Source organism: Flavobacterium sp. KH_001, assembly GCF_057840745.1.
Window position 1 is genome coordinate 838,658 of record NZ_CM174520.1, and the last position, 20,475, is coordinate 859,132.

General features: G+C 36.7%; 10 protein-coding genes. All 10 read right to left on the reverse strand.

Translation table 11 applies throughout. The features are described 5' to 3' along the window. Window positions 1-81 precede the first annotated feature (81 nt). Window positions 82-2,031: a sialate O-acetylesterase gene (locus AC3ITQ_RS03925; RefSeq protein WP_489236897.1), complete on the reverse strand. Its 1,950-nt coding sequence runs from the start codon at window positions 2,029-2,031 to the stop codon at window positions 82-84. A 126-nt stretch (window positions 2,032-2,157) separates the two neighbouring features. Next, window positions 2,158-3,660, reverse strand: coding sequence for a cellulase family glycosylhydrolase (locus AC3ITQ_RS03930; protein ID WP_489236898.1), 1,503 nt, complete (start codon window positions 3,658-3,660; stop codon window positions 2,158-2,160). Window positions 3,661-3,797: 137 nt separating this feature from the next. After that, the gene (locus AC3ITQ_RS03935) at window positions 3,798-6,041 is read right to left on the reverse strand and encodes a glycoside hydrolase family 3 C-terminal domain-containing protein (RefSeq protein WP_489236899.1); all 2,244 of its coding nucleotides are present in this window, start codon (window positions 6,039-6,041) and stop codon (window positions 3,798-3,800) included. Window positions 6,042-6,080: 39 nt separating this feature from the next. Next, window positions 6,081-7,664, reverse strand: a complete 1,584-nt coding sequence (locus AC3ITQ_RS03940; protein WP_489236900.1) for a GH39 family glycosyl hydrolase — start codon at window positions 7,662-7,664, stop codon at window positions 6,081-6,083. Between the two features lie 5 nt (window positions 7,665-7,669). Then, complete coding sequence (locus AC3ITQ_RS03945) at window positions 7,670-9,826, reverse strand: glycoside hydrolase family 3 C-terminal domain-containing protein (RefSeq protein ID WP_489236901.1); 2,157 nt, start codon at window positions 9,824-9,826, stop codon at window positions 7,670-7,672. A 121-nt stretch (window positions 9,827-9,947) separates the two neighbouring features. Continuing rightward, a complete protein-coding gene (locus AC3ITQ_RS03950) occupies window positions 9,948-11,954 on the reverse strand; it encodes a glycoside hydrolase family 97 protein (protein WP_489236902.1) in 2,007 nt (668 codons plus the stop codon). Between the two features lie 396 nt (window positions 11,955-12,350). Further along, window positions 12,351-14,744, reverse strand: a complete 2,394-nt coding sequence (locus tag AC3ITQ_RS03955) for a glycoside hydrolase family 31 protein (RefSeq protein ID WP_489236903.1) — start codon at window positions 14,742-14,744, stop codon at window positions 12,351-12,353. A 21-nt stretch (window positions 14,745-14,765) separates the two neighbouring features. After that, window positions 14,766-17,243, reverse strand: a complete 2,478-nt coding sequence (locus AC3ITQ_RS03960; RefSeq protein WP_489236904.1) for a glycoside hydrolase family 2 TIM barrel-domain containing protein — start codon at window positions 17,241-17,243, stop codon at window positions 14,766-14,768. Between the two features lie 217 nt (window positions 17,244-17,460). Continuing rightward, on the reverse strand, window positions 17,461-18,870 hold the full coding sequence (locus AC3ITQ_RS03965) for a hypothetical protein (protein WP_489236905.1): 1,410 nt from the start codon (window positions 18,868-18,870) through the stop codon (window positions 17,461-17,463). Between the two features lie 23 nt (window positions 18,871-18,893). Continuing rightward, window positions 18,894-20,468 carry a RagB/SusD family nutrient uptake outer membrane protein gene (locus AC3ITQ_RS03970; protein WP_489236906.1) on the reverse strand — a complete coding sequence of 525 codons (1,575 nt, stop codon included), beginning with the start codon at window positions 20,466-20,468 and terminating at the stop codon, window positions 18,894-18,896. Window positions 20,469-20,475: the final 7 nt, after the last annotated feature.

Consider the following 20,475-nt stretch of genomic DNA (forward strand, 5'->3'; position numbering starts at 1 on the left):
GCGAAAGCCCGACAGCAATATAAAAAGGGGCGACTAAGCGGTGCTAAAGTCAGCCCCTTTTTATATTGGTGGCACGCCCAACTATTTACTAACCTTATACTTCTCATTAGCCGTAATCATCTCCCAATTATCAGTTCTGAAAGGTGATGCCGGGAATTTTTCTTTGTTGAAAAGATTGATTTCGGTATCATCATCTGCCCAGCCGTAGTGAACGGCAACCGGATTTGAAACATTTTCGCTTGAAACGATTATTTTGTTGTCTTTAATTATCGCTTTCGCTGAATGAAAAACTTTGTCGGCACCTGCGATTTCGAAGCCTTTTAGGTTTTGGGAATTATCAGAAGCTGATAAACCGCTACCGATGTTATCGAAAGTCAGGATGATTTGGTTTCCTTTTATTTCCTGCGATTTATACGTTGGTCCGCTGTACACTTGTTTTTTACCGTAAACATTGTTTAAGGCAATTGCTGCCAAACGCAATCCAACGTCTTGCTTGTTGGTTGGGTGAATGTCTTTTGCGTTTCCGATATCGGTGGTTACGGCCATTCCTGTATTTTTCAGTTTCAAAGTCTCCGACTGTGCTTCGCGAAGTTCTGCCCAACGGCTTCCAACTTTGCTGTTGCCTTTGAACTCATCAAAAGTAGATAATTGAACGAAGTAAAAAGGAAAATCACCTTGATTGAATTTTGTTCTCCAGTCGCTGATCATTAACGGAAATGCTTTTTTGTATTGATTGGCTCTCCAAACATTGGCTTCTCCCTGATACCATAAAACGCCTTCGATCGCGTAAGGAACTAACGGATTTACCATGGCATTGTACAATAATGATGGATAACTGTTTGGTGATAATGATGTTTTTACGACTATCACTTTGAATTTCCATTTCCCGTCAAGCGGAATTGTTTTGTTTCCTAAAGTTAATTTTAAGTCGGCTGCATCTCCGTAGATTCCGCCGCCGCCGCTGTTATCGACGATTCTTACGGCAATAACATTTTGTCCTACTTTCAGGACGTTTGCAGGAACTTCGTACACACGTTTGAAATCCCATTGGCTATTTTTGCCGACTTCGATTCCGTTTACATAAGTGATGTCTTCATCATCAATTTTTGACAGGCTTAAAACGGCTTTATTTTTAATATCTTCTGCTGAAAGTGTAATGGTTTTTCGCATCCAGACAATTCCGTCTAAATCGCCCAAAGGCTGATTTTCCCATAAACTTGGCGTATTTAATTCACCCCAATTTGTATCATTGAATGTTGGTTCTTTGAAAGTGTTTTCGTTTTCTGTACTTACTGGAGTTCCCTGAATTTTTTCGACTCTTTCTTTCATTTGTCTGGCATACAATTTTGAAATCGAATCCATATTTAATGTTGGAACTTCAGCAATCATGGTTTTGAAATCTTCGCTTTTTTGGAAAGCTTCACGGCTTGTCCAGGTTTCTACGTTGGTTCCGCCCCAGGAAGTATTGATGATTCCGATTGGAATTTTTAATTCGGCGTACAATTTTTTGGCGAAATAATAACCAACAGCTGTAAAATTACCAACCGTTTCTTTGCTTGAAACTTCCCATTTTCCTGATTTTAGATCGTCTTTTGGTTTTCCGCTTAAATCCTGCGCTACTCCAAAATGACGGATCATAGGATAATTGGAATCAGCTATTTCTTTTTCGGCATTCACGGTCTTTGATACCTGAAATTCCATATTGGATTGTCCGCTGCAAATCCATACTTCTCCAACCAAAACATCTTTTATAACAATTTTGTTTTTTCCTGTAATGGTTAGTTCAAAAGGCCCTCCGGCTTTTTCAGCAGATAAACGAACCATCCATTTTCCGTTTTTATCGGCAACTATGGTTTTGGTTTGTTTGTTGAAATGAACTTCGACTTTTTCATTGGCATCAGCCCAACCCCAAACTGGGATTTCTTTATTGCGCTGCAGTACCATCCCGTCCGAAAACAATAACGGCATTTTTACATTGGCATTAGCTACTATGCTCAACAGCACTAAAAGAAAGGTTATATGTTTTTTCATTTTTTTTTAGATTTAAAATTAACCGTAAGGTTCGCTATGAATTACGCAAAGTTCGCTAAGCTTTGCGTACATGGCGCTTGCTTTGCGAACTTTGCGGTTCAATCTATGTTATCAAATATATACTTTTTATTTCAATCCATCCTGCAATGCAGTTAAAGCCTGCGAATCATATACAGTGTTAGTACTTCTGTCAAATAATGACATTGTATTTGTCCCTAAATTTCCGGCATCCCAATAGAATGGAACCATGCCGTTTACTCTTGACTGTTTTACAACATATTTTAGAAATGCAGCTCTTGATTTTAAATGCAATGTTAGTGCATCACCAGTCAAATTACGTTTTATCGCTCCAAACTCTCCCAAAATCACAGGAATTCCTTTGTCTGTAAATTGTGTTTTCATCATTAGGAAAAACTTATCTACATCTGCCTCTTCTCCCCAGGTCGCATTACGTGATGGGTCTGTAGTTGAATGATTTCCTGCTCCCCAATAGTAAAACATTTTTCCCCAGTCAGCATCTTCGGTCATTAAAGTAAACTGATAAGGATAAAAGTGAACCTCAGCCATCATTCTGTTTGCTGCTGAATCGGTAGGTAATGAGGTCATCAATTGGTTTGTTTTTTCAATATCTGTCGATGGCCCTTGTACAATTAAATTTCGATATGCATTTTTCCCTCCGGTAGAGCGAACAGCATCAATAAACGTTTGATGGTATGACTTTAACACTGCCATTTCCGCAGCATCTTTAACATCCGGCTCATTTGCACTTGCAAAAAGCAAATGTTCATCAAATCCGCGTAGATGAGTTGCAATCTGTTCCCAGAAAGCTTTTTGTTTGGCATTGTTTTCTACTTTCTTGGCTTCGGTAACATTTTTTTCCAGCCATCCGCCATCCCAATGGATGTTTACAATTACATACATATCATTGTCAACACAATACTGAACGACTTCTTTAACTCTATCCAGCCATACTTCACTGATTTTTGCAGTTGTACCATTAGCATACTGATTCCAAGCACACGGAATTCGAATAGCATTAAAACCATTTGCTTTCACAAGATCAATTAATGCTTTTGTAACTTTTGGATTTCCCCAGGCTGTTTCACTTCCTGTAGCTTCAAGGGTATTTCCAATATTCCAGCCCATTTTCATCTTAGCTGCTAATTGAACTGCAGTACTGCTCATTCCTGTAGCATCTGCAGCAATTGGATTTGTATTATAATTTGGATACAAACCACCAGTATTTGCTGCTTGGGAAACGGTTACTTTTACTGATGCTACTTCGCTTGAACTGATTGTAATTACAGCTGTTCTTACTGCAGAACTTGTATTTTCTGAAGCTTTTACTGTAATTGTTGTTCTGCCAGAAACGCCTGTAGCCGGAGTAAATGTCAACCAACTTGCTTCTGATGCCGCAACAGTCCAATTAGTTGCATTTGCTGTAACTATAAATTCTGAGGTACTTGCCGCGCTCTGAAAATCAATTTTCTCTACATTAGCCGTAAGTGTTTTTACAATCGGACCTGGATTATCCGGAGTAGCTTCTTTATCAGAACTACAGGCCAAAAGGCTTATCCAGGATAAACACAAAATCGTGTTTAACAGGTAGCTTTTTATTATTCTTTTCATTTTAATTTGGTTTTATAGTTAATTAAGTGGTTTCTAATTATTATTCTAAAAATCATTAAATGCATTTGAGAAAATAACTTTTCAAGTACCACTTGTCATTAAGCTATTAAAACACACACAATTAATGTGAAATCTATTTATTTGATGGTAATCGCAATTTCTTTTTTGATATCTCTTGAAGAATTACCCACTTTCAAAGTATATTTTCCAGCTTCAACGACCCATTTTTTTGATGCCACATCATAGTAAGCCAATTCTTTTACAGGAAGTTTAATCGTTACTGTTTCAGAGTTACCCGCTTTTACTAATACTTTTTTGAATCCTTTTAATTCTTTTGAAGCACGGCTTACTTTTGAATCTCCTTTTGAAGCATACAATTGAACCACTTCTTTTCCATCTACTTTTCCTGTGTTTTTTACGTCAACAATAACCGAGATAGTTTCATTTTCAGCATAAGAAGTTTTATCGGCTTTAGCATTTTCGAAAGCAAAATTGGTGTATGACAATCCGTATCCAAAAGGATATAACGGTGCAATATTTTTAGTATCAAACCAACGGTATCCAATTAAAATACCTTCGGCATAATTAACGGTTTTTCCGCCTGGGAAACTTTTTGTTGCGTGTGCAGGAGAATCTACAATGTTTACCGGCATTGTCCACGGTAATTTTCCTGACGGATTTACTTTTCCTAAGATTACATCTGCTAATGCATTTCCTCCTTCAGAACCATTGAACCAACTCCAAACCAAGGTCGAAGTATTTTTACTTACCTCATTAATATCAAAAGGAGCTCCGGCAATCATGACAACAATAGTTCTCGGGTTTACTGCTTGTACTTTTTTGATTAATTCTTCTTGTCCAAAAGGCAATTTTAAAGTTCTACGGTCTGAAGCTTCTGTTTCATAATCACGATTTGAACCCGCAAAAATAATCGCAACATCAGATTTCTTCGCAGCTTCAACCGCTTCGTTCACTTTTGCAGGATCTAATGCGTCAATAGTTACAGGACCGTTAAGTGTAATATCACCCAATTTTCCTTTGTTTTTTTCATCATAACGCTCTAAATATCCTTCAGCATAATTAATTTTGATTGATGATGGCAATCTGTTTTTCAAACCTTCAAGAGGTGTAATTTCTCTTTTTGTTTTCACTCCTGCACCAAATCCGCCTAAAGCATTTTTCTTTGTTGCATTGTTTCCAATTACAGCGATAGATTTTACTCCGTCTAACTTTAAAGGCAATGCGTTGTTTTCATTTTTCAATAAAACAATTGCTTCAGCAGCAATTTTGTAAGCATCCTGATAATGTGCTTCGGTAGAAATACTTCCTTTTACACGATTTTTACTATCTGGTCCCATAGCTTTTACCTGAAACAAAGTGCGTAAAATTCTTTTTACATGGATATCAATTTCTGCTTCAGACACTTCGCCTGCTTTTGCTGCGGCAACTAATTTATCAGCAAGAAAAAATTCGTTGAAAGGTTTTGGTGTTCCCATTTCAATATCTAAACCGCTTTTTAAAGATTTAGCTGTTGAATGTACCGCAGCCCAATCTGAAACTACAATTCCTTTAAAGCCCCACTCATCACGCAGAATTTTATTCAGCATATAATCATTTTCACATAAGTACTCACCTCTGAATTTATTGTAAGCTCCCATAATTCCATAGGCATGTCCTTCTTTTACTGCAGCTTCAAATGCTGGTAAATAAATTTCACGAAGTGTACGTTCGTCAATTTGTACATCAACAAAATCACGATTCGTTTCCTGATTGTTCGCTGCAAAGTGTTTCACACACGCCATTACATCATTGTCTTGTAAACCAACAACTAAAGGCACTGCAATTTTTTTATTCAAAAACGGATCTTCACTCATGTATTCATAAGTTCTTCCGCCAAGCGGCGTTCTCACCATATTAATTGCCGGTGAGAGCAACATGTCCTTATCACGCGCGCGCATTTCCTGTCCAAGACTGTTCCCGAAGGTATAAGCCATTTCTGCATCCCAGGTTGCAGCTAATGCTCCTCCTGCCGGATAATAAGTTGCAAAATCATTTGTTAAACCGGCTGGAGCCCAATTGTCACGTGAAATTTCTTCACGAACTCCTAAAGGTCCATCAGCCATTTTTAATTCAGGAATACCTAAACGTTCTACAGCACCAGTACTGAACATACTGTTACCATGCAACATTCCAATTTTTTCCTCCAATGTCATTTGAGAAACCAATTTATCTATTTCTTCATCGTGTTCAGAGCCGATCTCTTTTCCCTGGTGCTTTTCTGTCTGCACTGCATTAGAATCTGATGACTGTACGTCTTTTTTACAAGAAGCAAACAACCCAAAAGCTACTGCTGCTGACAGGTATATTATTTTGTTTTTCATACTTGATAATTTATTTTATACTTTGTGGTTTTTAATAGTTTATTGCTTTACGAAATTGAATAAAACAACATCATTTTCGTTAATTTTAAAATCTTTACGGTAGGTACCTTTTGAATCAATTATTACTTTTTCAATTGCAATTGGAGCTCCATTATTATGTTCTTTAATTTTCTTTACCTGATCAATAGTAAGCTGATTTGGCTTATTCATGGCTAAATAATCGGCGTAAGCATCATTTGATTTATAGCCCACTTTATAAATCTCCAAATTGTATTTCCCTTTTTGAAGGCCTTCGACTTCAATTTTTACAATTCCTTTTGACTGAGACGGTAAATCCTGAACATAATACGTCTGATTCCAAACCTTATCTCCGGGATGTGTATTGGTAAAATCCCAAAACAACAACTGAACATCTCCTTTTGAATTTTTAGCCGCCCATGAAGAAGTATCTTTATTCTGAAGTTCTGTTTCTCCCAGTTTATTCAGAAGAGAATAAGAGAAATAAGCCGGTTTTTTAATTCCCTGTGTATTCAATAATCCAAAACCGCCATGAAAAGGGGTAAATCTTGGGCCCGGTTCTTCGAAAATATCAGTGAAAACCCAGTATGACATTGAGTTTGCCGCGTTACCAACTTGTTTTAATTTCTGCAAAATATAAGCTGCCGAATGATAGCTGTCGTGAATAGGATCTGCCGGAGTATAAGAAGAACTCCATTCTGTATAATGCAATTCTAATTTTGGCTTAGCCGACTTTGAAATTTGATTGCGGGAATTGATTACATCACCGCTTATACTGGAATCATCTTTGCTTAAAACCGTTCCCGAAGTTCCAAATTCATCTAAATAACCTTGATTTACTCCATAAGTATGTGTCGAAATAAAATCTAACGGCACATTATTTTTAACACAAAAATCAATTGTTTCCGGAACCCAGCCTGCGCCCGCTGTTGCAGGACCTCCTACTTTGTAAGCTGGATTTACTGTTTTTATGCCTCGGGCTGCATATTCATACAGTTTGAAATATTCTGCCTGCGTTCCCGTCCAGAAACCTGGCGTTAAATTAGGTTCGTTCCAAACTTCAAAATACCATGTTTTTACTTCTTCGGCCCCGTATCTTTCTGTAAAATGCTGTGTTAAGTTGCGAATTAAATCTTCCCATTTTTTATAGTCTTTTGGAGGGGTTACATTTCCTTTCCACCAAAAAATCGTTTCTTTTCCACTAGCCAAAGCCTCTGGCATAAAACCTAATTCAACAAAAGGTTTCATTTTAATGCTCAGAAGAAAATCATACAAAACGTCGATATACTGGTAATTGTATTCAGGATTTCCTTTGGCATCTTCTCTGTAAACCGCCATATCATCAGACAATAAACCATGCATTCTGATGTATTTAAAGTCACATTCTTTTTTGGTCATTGCCAATTGTTGTTGCCAATCGGCACGCAATCCTTCATTGGCTCTTCCGGCACCAATACATTCTTTGAACATCGTATTTAATGCTCCTGAAGTTTTGTTATAATCAACTTTTATGATTCTGTCTGAACTAGCATTGGTCTGCTGTCCAAACATTTCAGCATTGTAAAGTGATATTAAAATAAGCAGTATGATCCCTTTTCTTTTCATTTCAATTATTTCACGGTTATTTTTTTATTGAGCAGAATAGCATCTGAGGCACTTCCTACCTGAATTTCAATAGTATTGTTTTCCAGTTCAAATTGTTGTTTTACTGTATTCCAATATTCTAAATCTTTTGCTTTTAAAGTCAATACGACATTCTTCGTTTCTCCGGCTTTAAAGAAAATCCTTTGAAATGCCTTTAATTCTTTTTCAGGACGCTCCACTTTTGATTGTAATTGTTTTATGTATAACTGAACTACCTCATCTCCATCTCTGTTTCCCGTATTGGTAACTGAAACTGTAATTTTTATTTCAGCATTTTTTGAAATAGTTTCCGAACTCGTTTCAATTGAATTGTATTTAAAAGTGGTATAACTTAATCCATGGCCAAAAGCATATAAAGGTTTTCCTTTAAAATACATATAGGTTCTGCCGTTTCGGATATTGTAGTCTAATAAATCCGGTAAATCGGTTATGTTTTTTACCCAGGTCTGCGTTAAACGACCAGCCGGGTTATAGTCTCCAAATAAAACATCTGCCAAAGCGCTTCCTGTTTCCTGACTATTTTGTGTCATGTGAACAATAGCAGGAACATGTTCTTGCGTCCAGTTTATAGCGTAAGGAAAACTGCTTATTAAAGCCACTATAGTTTTAGGATTAGCCTGATATACTACTTTAATTAAATCTTCCTGTTCCAAGGTCAGCGATTGACGGTCTACAGCTTCTTTTCCTTCACTTGGAACGGGACAATTGGCCCAGCCCGCATTACAAACCGGATGATTTCCGACTATGACAATAACTGCATCTGCTTTTTTAGCTATTTCAGCCGCTTTGCCATCTGTATTATTTTTTGCATATAGAATTTCGACGTTGTTGCCCAGTTTATTTTTTATTCCTTGCAAAGGTGTGATCGTATATGGAGGTGTTCCGCTGTACCAATCGAGAAGCACTTCATCAGCGCGATTCCCGATTATCGCAATTGTTTTTAATTTGTCTTTTTGTAAAGGCAATAGATTCGTATCGTTTTTAAGCAAAACAATAGATTTTTGGGTGGCTTCTAAAGCGATTTTTTTATGCGCCTCGGTTTTCCACGGATCAATGGTGTCTCTTCCTGTTCCGATTTTGGCATACGGGTTTTCATCCGTAACATCTAACATTCCGAGTTGAATCATCACTCTGTAATTCCCACGAATAACAGCATCGATATCTTTTTCCTTTAAATAACCATGCGAAAGAGCACCATAAACACCTTCTGTATAATCATCCAGGAACTGATTGATTCCGGCTTTTATAGCTGCAGCAGCACCCAGATATTTATCAGCATAATATTTATGATCTGAAAGCAATAATTTGAATGCGCCTCCATCGGTACAAATTATTCCGTTTTGTCCCCATTCTTTTTGGGTAATGTTTTTCAGCATCGGATGAACCATTGCCGGAATTCCGTTTACTTTATTGTAAGCCGTCATGTAAGCACGCGATCCTCCATCAACAACTCCCATTTGAAAAGGCAGGGCATAATATTCTCTCCATAATCTTTCATCAAAATCAGATGAAGTATACGTTCTCCCGTCTTCATTACTGTTGGCTAAAAAGTGTTTCATTAAGGAAGCGGTCTGCCAATATTTTGGATTATTTCCCTGTAAACCTTTTACAAAAGCAAAGGTCATTTTTCCGTTAAAAAAAGCATCTTCTCCATAACTTTCTTCGGTACGTCCCCAGCGTGGATCTCTTGCTATATCAGCATTTGGAGCACGAACAACTAATCCGCCGCGATGGTATTTCTGAAAAGCATATCGCGTTTCGTAACCCTCAACATTGGCCACTTTTTGAAGTAAATCAACATCCCAGGTTTCTCCCAAACCATAAGCCTGAGGAAAAGTGGTAGTTGGTATTGGTTGTTTATTTTTTCCACCCCATTCTGCCGGCCCGCCCAAAGCTAAACCGTGCAGTCCTTCTACATGACCTGTACCTGTAACACCCAATCTTTTTATCGACGGATTCGTGCTTAAGGCCTGAATCTTTTCGTCTAGTGTCATTAATGACAACAAATTATCAATACGCTTTTCAGTATCTAATTTAGAATCCTGAAAAGGATATTGTTTTTGCTGCGACAACATCAAATTGATCGACAAAAGAAAAACGATATGTAGCGAAAGGTTTTTCATTTAAAAAAATGTGTCTATTAAACCCTGGGTTTAAATTTTTATAAATTATATTTTTTGAAATCTAATCATAGCGTAAAATATACCTAACAGGTTTTAGAAACCTGTTAGGATATCAAATTAATTATAGTTTTTTGAATCTAATTGCTGTTCCTCCAGCACCACCTAAATGTAATTTTAATACATCTGACGCTTTAACCGTTTTCTTAGAAATCGCAATTGCAGCAGGATTGTGTGTTTCATCTGTTCCTTCTGCATCAGCATAAATCTGAGCTTCGTAAGTTGCTGTTGGATCTAAAAATGACAAGGCAACATTTACGTCTCTTGCTTTTTCATTTGTTATTGTTCCTAAATACCAGTCAGCGCTTTTTCTGTCTTTACGAACTGTTGTAATATATTGTCCGATTGCTCCTTCTAATACTTTAGTATCTTCCCAGTCTGTTGGAACATCTTTTAAGAACTGCAATGCTGGTTTTCCTTCGTAGTTTTCAGGTAAATCTGCCATCATCTGGATTGGTGCATAAATCGTTACATACAATGCCAATTGTTGCGCTGCAGTTCCGTGTACTCTTTTTCCAGGGAAACCTTGTTTTACTTCTACATCAAAAATTCCAGGTGTGAAGTCCATTGGACCTGAAAGTAATCTGGTAAAAGGAATAATCGTTAAGTGATTAGGTGGATTTCCTTCGCTCCACGCGTTATACTCTTGTCCACGTGCCGCTTCTCTCGAAACCATGTTCGGGAAAGTTCTTCTTTCTCCGGTATCTTTTATCGATTCGTGGTATAAAACAGCTAAATCATATTGCGCTGCTTTTTCTAAAATATATCTGAAATAATTTACTCCAAATTGTCCGAAATGATTTTCTTTCATGTTCAATTTAGAACCTACGTGACCAATTTTAACCGAATGCATTCCTAATTTCTTGTACAATGCAAAACCTTCGTCTACTTCTTTTAAATAGTTAATTAAGTTTGAACCCGTTTCATGGTAACCAATAAGTGCTACGCCTTTTTTGTTTCCGTATTCCACCACTTTTTCTAAGTCGAAATTGTCGGCACTTTTTGTGAAACTGAACATATGCATGTGGTTTTCATACCAGGCAGGTGTCCAGCCTTTATTCCAGCCTTCAATCAATAAATGATGAAAACCTTCTTTGGCTGTAAAATCAATATATTCTTCGGCATGTTTGGTTGTTGCTCCTTGTTTGTCGCTTTCCCAAAAAGTATATTTCCCGATGTGCATTCCCCACCAGATTCCGAAGTATTTGTAGGGTTGGAAATAACTTGCTGTATTTTTTAATTTGTTTGGTTCGTTAAGATTTAAAATCAAATAAGATGTAATTAAATCTCCCGGAGTTTCTCCAATTTGCAGTGTTCTCCAAGAAGAAGTAAACGTATCTTTTACACGAACTTTTACTCCATCTGCCCAAGGCACTAAATCTGATTTCAATTGTGTTCCGGTTGTGTTAACCAAAGTCATACTGGCAAAATCTACCAAATTGGCTTCATGAAAACTCAATGCCAATCCGCTTTTACTTTCGATTGTAAGCGGTGTTAAAACAGTATCTAGCGTACTTACAGGAGCATCTTTAAAAAGATATTCGTCACGGTTTTCTCTGTTTGCCGGAATCCACCAGGCTTTTCCATCTTCTTTTAAGTTAAAAGTCGTTTTTTCATCCATAATGAAAATACTGTCTTTTACATTTTGTTTTGGATACAAATATCTAAAAGCGATTCCATCATCAAAAGCACGAAACTGAATTTCTAATTTACGTTTATTTCCGCTTTTTTGCTGTAATTCAACCGAAAGCTGATTGTAATGATTTCTGATGTTTTTCTTTTCTCCCCAAACCTGTTCCCAAGTTTCATCAAATGAAGTATTTTTTACATTTTTGATTTCGAAGTCAGAACTTAAGTTTTCATTTCCTTTTAATAAAAACCCCATATCTGATGGCGTAATCACCTCGGTTTTTCCGTGTGATACAGCATATTTTGGAGCATTTTTTACCAGCTCGAATTTTATTTTATTCTGCCCGTTTGGCGAAGCCAATTCGTAAGCATTTTTATTTTTCTGACTGTATCCAATCGTAATGGAAAGCAGTACGGCGGAAAGAACTAGATTTTTTTTCATGATATTTTTTCTTGAATTCTCAAATAAATCGGATGAAGCGCTCAAAACTTCATCCGATTTAAAAACTAAACTAAAACTTATTTTTTATCCTGTTGGGGATGTTTTTTTTGCCACTCCCGATAGCTATCGGGATAAAAGATTCAAAATGATTTTTTAATTTTTGTCTCACGCAGATTTAGCAGATCTGGCAGATTTCTAATTTTTAATTCTCAACCTTTAATCATTTTATACTTTTTTATCCCGTAGGGATTTAATGTTGGTAGAAAAACAGAAAACCGGTTTAATGTCCCGTCAGGGACTACATATTCTTATTTGTGTATTCCCTAACGGGAAAAATTACGACAATGATTGATATTGCTACCGACATTAAATCCCTACGGGATAAAAACAACTGATTTATTTAATCCACTCTGTTTTAAAAGTGGTTTTTCCACTTAATGCATTTGGTGCAACTTCAAAATTGCTACCTTTTTTAGTCACTGTAATTTCCTGAACAGCATCTCCTTCAGGCAAAAAGACTTTGGCTTTCGCCGAAGTTGTAGCATCACTTGCATATACTTTCAGCGTTAATTTGCTCCAGTCCATATCTTTTGTTGATTGTGCCAAAGCGATATGAGGCAATGCTGTTCCGTCTTTTACTAAAACCACAATTGGCACTTCGCCCGCTTTGATTTTATGCCACCCTGATTGGTATACTTTTTTAGTTTGGTAATCAATCCATGTTCCTTCCGGAAGATAAACATCTCTTTCTGTTACTTCTTCAAAAAGCGGAGCAACCAACATACTTGAACCAAATAAATACTCATTATCAACTAACCATGCTCCCGGATCGTTTGGATATTCTACAAATAAGGCACGCATCATTGGTAAACCTTTTTGAGAACTTTCTTTTGCCTGAGCGTAGATATATGGCATCAATTCATAACGCATATTATCTGCTTTTCTAAATCCTTCTAAGAAGTCTTTGCTGTATAACCAAGGTTCGCGTGGAGGCTCACCGTGGCTTCTTACGTGTGAAGTAAACATTCCGAACGGCGCCCATCTTCTGTATAAATTCTCAGGCGATTTTGTTGCAAATCCACCCACATCATGACTCCAGAAACTGAATCCGCTTAATCCTAAGGATAGTCCGCCTCTTAATTCAGCCGACATGGCTCCGTTTGAAGTTTCAGCATCTCCACCCCAATGTAAAGGATAACGCTGAGATCCTGCCCAGGTACTTCTTGCCCAGATTAAAGTGTATCCTTTTTCTTTCTGCGTAATTTCAGCAACAGCCTTATTGTATCGTAATGGGTATAAATTATGTTCGTAGAAACCTGTTCTTCCTGAATGGTAAATTCCGTCAGGCGGAGCAGCTTCTCCAAAATCGACTTTGAAAACAGAAACACCCTGATCAAATAATTTCTTCAATTTTGATTGATACCAGGTAACAGTTTCAGGATTTGAGAAATCTAAAACAGCATCTTCGTAAGGAAGATTTCCTTTACGATCTCTTACTGCTAAATTTTTTTCCATGATTTCAGGAAACAATGTGTTTTTTGGCGTGAAATAAGGCAATTGCCATAAACATACATGGAAACCATCGTCTTTTAGATCAGACATCATTTTTTGAGCATCCGGGAAACGAGATTTTGCAAACTCGTAATTGTTTCTCCAGTCTACATCAAACCAACCTGTATCAAAATGTATTACATCAGTTGGGATTTTATATTTACGTAAATCTTTGGCAACTTCTCTTCCCTCTTTTTCAGTAAAGTAAGTGATTCGGCTCATCCAGAATCCAAACGACCAAAGTGGTGGCATCGCTGCTTTTCCGGTCAAATCTGTATATTGATCTAAAATGTCTTTTGGTTCTCCGATAAAGAAAAATAAATCGGCTTCGTCATCTCCAATATACATTTCGTTGGCACTTCCAAAGTATCTTCCAAAATCAACTGTAATGGGTGTTGAATGGTGCATGAAAACGCCGTAACCACGGCTGCTCATGTAAAATGGAACCGGTTTGTACATCGTTTCATTCTGGATTCCATTCGCGTCATCCGTCCATAAAACTACTTTTTGCCCGCGTTTGTTGAATTGCGTGAAAGATTCTCCACAACCAAATATTTTCTCGTCTGGTTCTAAGCTAAAAGCAGCGCCCATACTTCTGGAGTAATCGCTGTTTCTGCGAACATATGAGAACGGAAGTGTTGGTGTATAGGTATTTTTGAAATCTGAATCATGAAGCGTACTCGTCAATAATTTTCCAGTTTCATCATAGATTTTTACGTGCCACGGTTTTGTCAAAATTTCAACTCTTCCATGTTTACTCGTATAACTGTGACCACCTTCGATTTTAGAATATTTCCATAATTCAGGATGATTTGGCGCAACGCCGTTAATCAACATTAAAGACTCTTTTTCCGGATGAAATTGTGGTCCGGAAGTGGTTTTGATTCGGATCGTTCTGTCTGAAACAAATTGAATCTGGAAAGGCAATTCAGGCGAAACATCATATTCTGTTGTTGGAAATTCGTTTGGTTTCTCCACATCAGGTTTCATCATCATGTTGTTGAAAGCCTGACGCGTTTTGTAATTGTATCTCAAATATTTTATAGTCCCTTTTCCGGTTGCCGGATCAAAACCAGTTAATTCATCAGCAAAATAAAAAGTGTTCAGGTAATTCTGAAAATCTTTACTGATGTCTATTGGAGCATTCAAAACATCTGCGTTTTGAATTTGTGCCGATGCTTTTGGCGTCGCTAACAATCCCAGGAATAGAGATAAAGAAGCTAGTTGTATTTTTTTCATCGTGTATCTTTTACTATTATTTTATTCTGCTGTGATTACAATTGTTGCGGGTTTTAATCCATTCGCTTTAGCGGTTAATTCTAATCTTCCTGTTTTATCAGAAGATTGAACAATTACTAAACATTTTCCATTTAAGGCTGTGTGTTTAGATCCTTTGTAAGGTTCATGACTTACCGGATCTCCACTGCAAACACCTACTATTTTTCCGTTTCCTTTTAAAGAGAAATTGATTTCATTGTTGGCATTTGGTGTTAAAACACCTTTTGCATCTAAAATATCTACGGTTACAAATGATAAATCATTTCCGTCCGCTTTGATATTGCTTCTGTCTGCCGTTAATTTTAAATTGGCTGGATTTCCTGCCGTTTTGATTTCGGTTTCTAAAACTGTTTTTCCGTTTTTGCGCGAAACCGCTTTTAATGTTCCGGCCTGAAAAGGAATTCTCCACATTACATGAAGATCATCTCCTTTTTTACTTCTGATTCCGACTGATTTTCCATTTAAGAAAAGTTCAACCTCATCCGCTTTATTATAATACGCCCAAACATCAACGGTTTGTCCGGCTTTCCAGTTCCAATGTGGGAAAATATGCAGCACCGTTTTATCTGTCCATTCACTTTGGTACATATAATAAACATCTTTTGGGAAACCGGCTAAGTCTACAATTCCGAAATAGGAACTGATTGACGGCCATTCGTAAGGAGTTGGTTCTCCGATATAATCGAAACCTGTCCAGATATACATTCCGGAAAGGAAATCGTGTTTTTTAATTACTTTCCAAGTTGCTTCGTGCGTTGATCCCCAAGGCGTCTGCACCTGATCGTAAGCTGAAACGGTATTTCCTGAATTTCCTCCTTCAAATTTTTTATCCCAACTAACCGGCCATTTTTTTATGGTATCTGAAACGGCATCATAATAGCCTCTTGTCTGTAAACCTGAAGTTGTTTCTGTTGCTATAAAAGGTGTATTTGGAAAGTTTTTTAGGTGATGTTCGTACGTTTGATGCGCATAATTGTATCCAATAAGATCTAAAACTCCAGATGCCGCAAGCGGATTAATCGATACATTGTTTTTCTCAAACTGTAACGTCACTTCATCAATATTCATATTCACCGGCGGATTCATTGCTGCCGTAAGTGGACGCGTTTTATCGTATTGGCGTGTAATTGCGGCCAATTCTTTTGCTATTTTCACACCATTTTCGTTCCATTGTTCCGGAATTTCATTTCCGATGCTCCAAACAAAAATACTTGGGTGATTACGGTCGCGAAGCAATTGATCAATTAAATCTTTCTTATGCCATTTGTCCCAGTCATTTCCGTAATCGTATTTGGTTTTGGTTTGCTTCCACATATCGAAAGCTTCATCCATGACAATGAAACCCATTTTATCGCAAAGGTCTAGAAGTTCCGGAGCGGGAGGATTATGAGAAGTCCTGACTCCGTTAACACCCATTTCTTTTAAGATTTCTAACTGTCTTTCGATAGCACGTGTGTTGATTGCAGCACCTAACGGACCTAAATCATGATGCATACAAACTCCTTTGATTTTAACTTGTTTTCCGTTTAAAATAAAACCTTTGTTCAAATCAAATTTAAAATCTCTGATTCCGAAATTGGTTTTGTATTGATCAACGATTTTATCATCAACAGCAATTTCAGTAACTGCGGTGTATAATTCCGGTTTTTCAACTGACCACAAAATTGGTGATTCAACTTCTGCAGATTGTTTGATGGTTTGATGTGTATTTGCACCAATCGTTATATTTTGAGTAACGGATGTTACTTTAGTGTCTTCTTTAAAAATAGTAGTGGTTACTGTTGCTTTTTTTGAAGCTGAATTTTGATTTTGAATTGTCGTTTCAAAATTTACCGAGGCTTTTTCGGCAGTAACTTTTGGAGTGGTAACATAAGTTCCCCATTGTCCAACATGAAGTTTGTCAGTAGTTTCGATCCAGACGTTTCTAAAAATTCCTGAACCAGAATACCAGCGTGAATTGGGTTGCTTTGAATTGTCAACCTTAACAATTATTTCGTTGTTTTTGTCTCCGTAATTTAAGTAAGGAGAAATTTCATATTGAAAACCAATATATCCGTTTGGGCGTTTTCCTAAATAATGTCCGTTTACCCAAACTTCACTGTTTCTGTAAACTCCATCAAAAATGATTGAAGTTACTTTGCTGCTGTCTTCAACAGCAACTTTAAAAGTTTTTTTGTACCAGCCTAAACCTCCGTTTAACGCTCCTCCGCCATAACCGGCCGGGCTTTTTTCATCAAATTTCCCTTCAATACTCCAATCATGAGGAACATTTAAAGTTCTCCATTTTGTTGAAGATCCAATAGTGTCTTTATCTATGATGCTATCATTTAGATGAAAACTCCAATCAGTATTAAAAGAGATTTTTCTAGAAGTAAAAACATCATTGTTCCCTTTACTGCAACTCAAAAGTGCAAAAAGCGAAAAAAGAATAAGTGTTTTAAAAAGGTTTAAATATTTCATTATTTCTTAAATGGTTTAAAGTATATAAATGTATCGATAAGTGTTTAAAATACACCACCTATCGATACATTATATTATTACTCTTTAGTTCTACATTTCTTCGTTAAAAACAGATCCTAAATATTCTGGAATTGCTACCAGGAGTTTAGTGTTAATTCTAACTCCTGGTAGCTAATAACCTTTTAAAAACCAAAATGTATTACTATTTAATTCAATTTTAATTTAAGACAAAATGGAAAACCATATATTCACTCTTGCTTGGATCTCTTTTTCCAAACCAGATATCCGTAACAACATTTCCAGTTTTTGCAGTTTTCACGATTTTCCACTGGTTCTCTTCTGTAGTAGAAACTGATGCCCAAGAACTTCCTATTGGGAATGTTGGTGAAATACCGCTAAATGTGATAATGTTAGTACCTGATTCTGTAGCATAAGTACCTGATTTTGTTACACCATTGCTATCTACAGTTGATACTTTACCATCGTTTGAGAAACTTATTTTGTTTTTAACAACGTTTGTTTGATCACTAGCAACATATCCTGTCCAACCTGCAGCTTCATAATCGGCAACAGAATTCCAATTGTTTAAAAGTGCACCATTCAAATCAGTCCAGTTAAAAGGAGTGTCTTTGCTTAAGCTCCATGTTTTAGTGGTTGTAGTTGTTGTTGATAATAAATCATCTACTGTTCCTCCATTTAAATCAATAGCCGGATTTGGATCTGCAACCACTGCTGGTACCCAATTATCACTATATTGTTTTGATATAAAGTTAAAAACAAGAGTCGCCGGACCTTCACAGCTGCCTTTTCTTAAAACACCAACCTGCAAAGTGTTTTCAGTTAATGACATAATCTTCATCGATCTCCAATCAACAACACAATTTTCATTTTCATTAGGATGTAAAATAGTAGCATTAGAAGTAGTTAAGGTCTTTGCGTTAATATCCAGAAAATATGTTCCTGATTCTTTACCATAAGCTGGACTCATTTTATGATCTGTTGTTAAAAATGGACCTCCATCTAAACTAAATGTCATACTTCCGTAATCACCTTGAGCTGCAATCCATGTATTGCCTTTCCATTCCGGACTCCAATTCCAACAATCTGCACCATAACATCCATTATCACCACCTTCTAACCATGCGTTGTCAGTACCATAAAAATACATCGGTCCCATAAAATATTTTGAAACCCCATCAGCATTTAAATCTAAATACCATGTTTTTGATTTTCCTACTCCGCCAGAAAGTAAATTCCACAAAGGATCGTTTACATAGTTTAAATTATCCTTAGTAACGGTAATCGTTACAGGGTCTAATTCAACAATACCACCTCCGGTTACAGCTGTAACTTTTATAGTATAATTTCCTTTAAAGGCATATTTTACCGTTTCAGTAGCCTTGTCTGATTTTCCAGTTACATAATCCCAGGTTAAGATAACACCTGGGGTTGTATTTTTCATTATCACAGTATTTCCACCTGGATCTGCTACAAAATCCTGAGTAATTTCAAACTTAATATCTGATTTGTTCATCTGACCATCTAACGAATAAGTTTCAGGAGAACAAGATGATAGTAACATTACCAACATCAAAAATGACGTCATTAATAATTTAATATTTTTCATTTTCTTATATTTTTTAATTAAAATTACCAACCGGCATTTTGTTTTAATACTCCATTTGACAATGTAATCTGAGTATTCGGAATCTGCTGTAATCCTTTTGTTGCCTGAATTTTAGCAGCCGTAATTGTTTTTGTTCCGGCAACTCCTCCACTTAATAAAGTAGTCGTTTCAGCAATAGTCGAAGAAGCTGTTCCAATTCCCTGACGTAATAAATCCCAGTATCTAACACCTTCAAGTGCAAACTCTAAATGTCTTTCTTTCAAAATATTTTCAGCAGTAACAGGTAAAGTTGAAAAACTCTCTTTATAAGCTCTTTTTCTTACTTCATCAAAATAAGCCTGAGAATTTCCGCTTCCTAATTCAGCTGCCATTAACAGTACGTCAGCATATCTCAACACCACATAATCCTGAAATTGACTAATATCCCAAAATTGACTACCCATAGTTAACGGAAGATCTTTCCCATCTTTGTCTACCATTGGAGCATATTTTTTGTTGTAGTAACCTGTATATTCTCTTTGGCTGTTTATTTTATCAAAATCAATATCTTCTTCTTCAATTCCAATCATAGTTGAAACACGTCTAGTATCATTGGCATTATAAGCATTCCATAATTTAGAATTTACGGTAATACCCCAACCACGTCCATAAGGGTACGAAGAGTATTCTCTCATTCCAAACATTACCAACCAATGGTTACCATCTGTATTTCCATTATAATCACTTGTAAAAGTATATTTTATAGCAAATACGTTTTCTTTATTATTTTCACCTGCATATTTATCAACAGAAGCTGCTGGCCAAAGTGTTGAGAAATCAGCCACTAAACCATGTCCGCTATTTGCAATAACATTTTCTAAATGACCTAAAGCCTGAGCTTTAGTAACTACTCCTGCTAAATCAGCTTTTCCATAATAACCTGTATAGTATAAATAAACACGTCCTAATAACGATTTTGCTGCCCATTTCGTTATACGTCCGCTTGTTGTAGCATTATAGGCTACTGAAGGTAAATTGTCTGAAGCAAAAACCAAATCTTCTGCGATCGCTTTATAAACTTCATCTGGATTTGCCTGTGGAATATTCTCAGTCGAAGGCGCTGTTAGTAAAGGAATATTTCCCCATAAACGAACCATTTCAAAATAAAGATAAGCTCTGATAAATCTGGTTTCAGACTCATACGTATTTCTCAAGGCTGTGTCTCCATCCCATTGGATCTGATCCATTTTAGTTAGAAAGACATTGCAACGATAAAGTGCTTTATAATATGCTATCCAGTTATTATTTAACATGTCTACATCTGAAGGTGAACGTGTAATATCAAATTCATCTATAGCTGCGTAGTTGTAACCATCTGAGGCACCAGTTCCGCCAAAACAATCGTCTGACATTACCTCACTGATAACCGGAACTCCCAAGCCAGAAGCGCCAGTTGCAACTTGCATACCATCATAACATCCTACTAAAGCAGCATAAGCATCATCTTTAGTTTTGTAAAAATTTGTATCTGTTTGTTGTGTTAAAGGCTCTGTTTCTAAACTGCAAGAACCCAGAGACAATAAGCTAAAACAGAAAATATATAAATATGTATTTTTCATTTTTTTA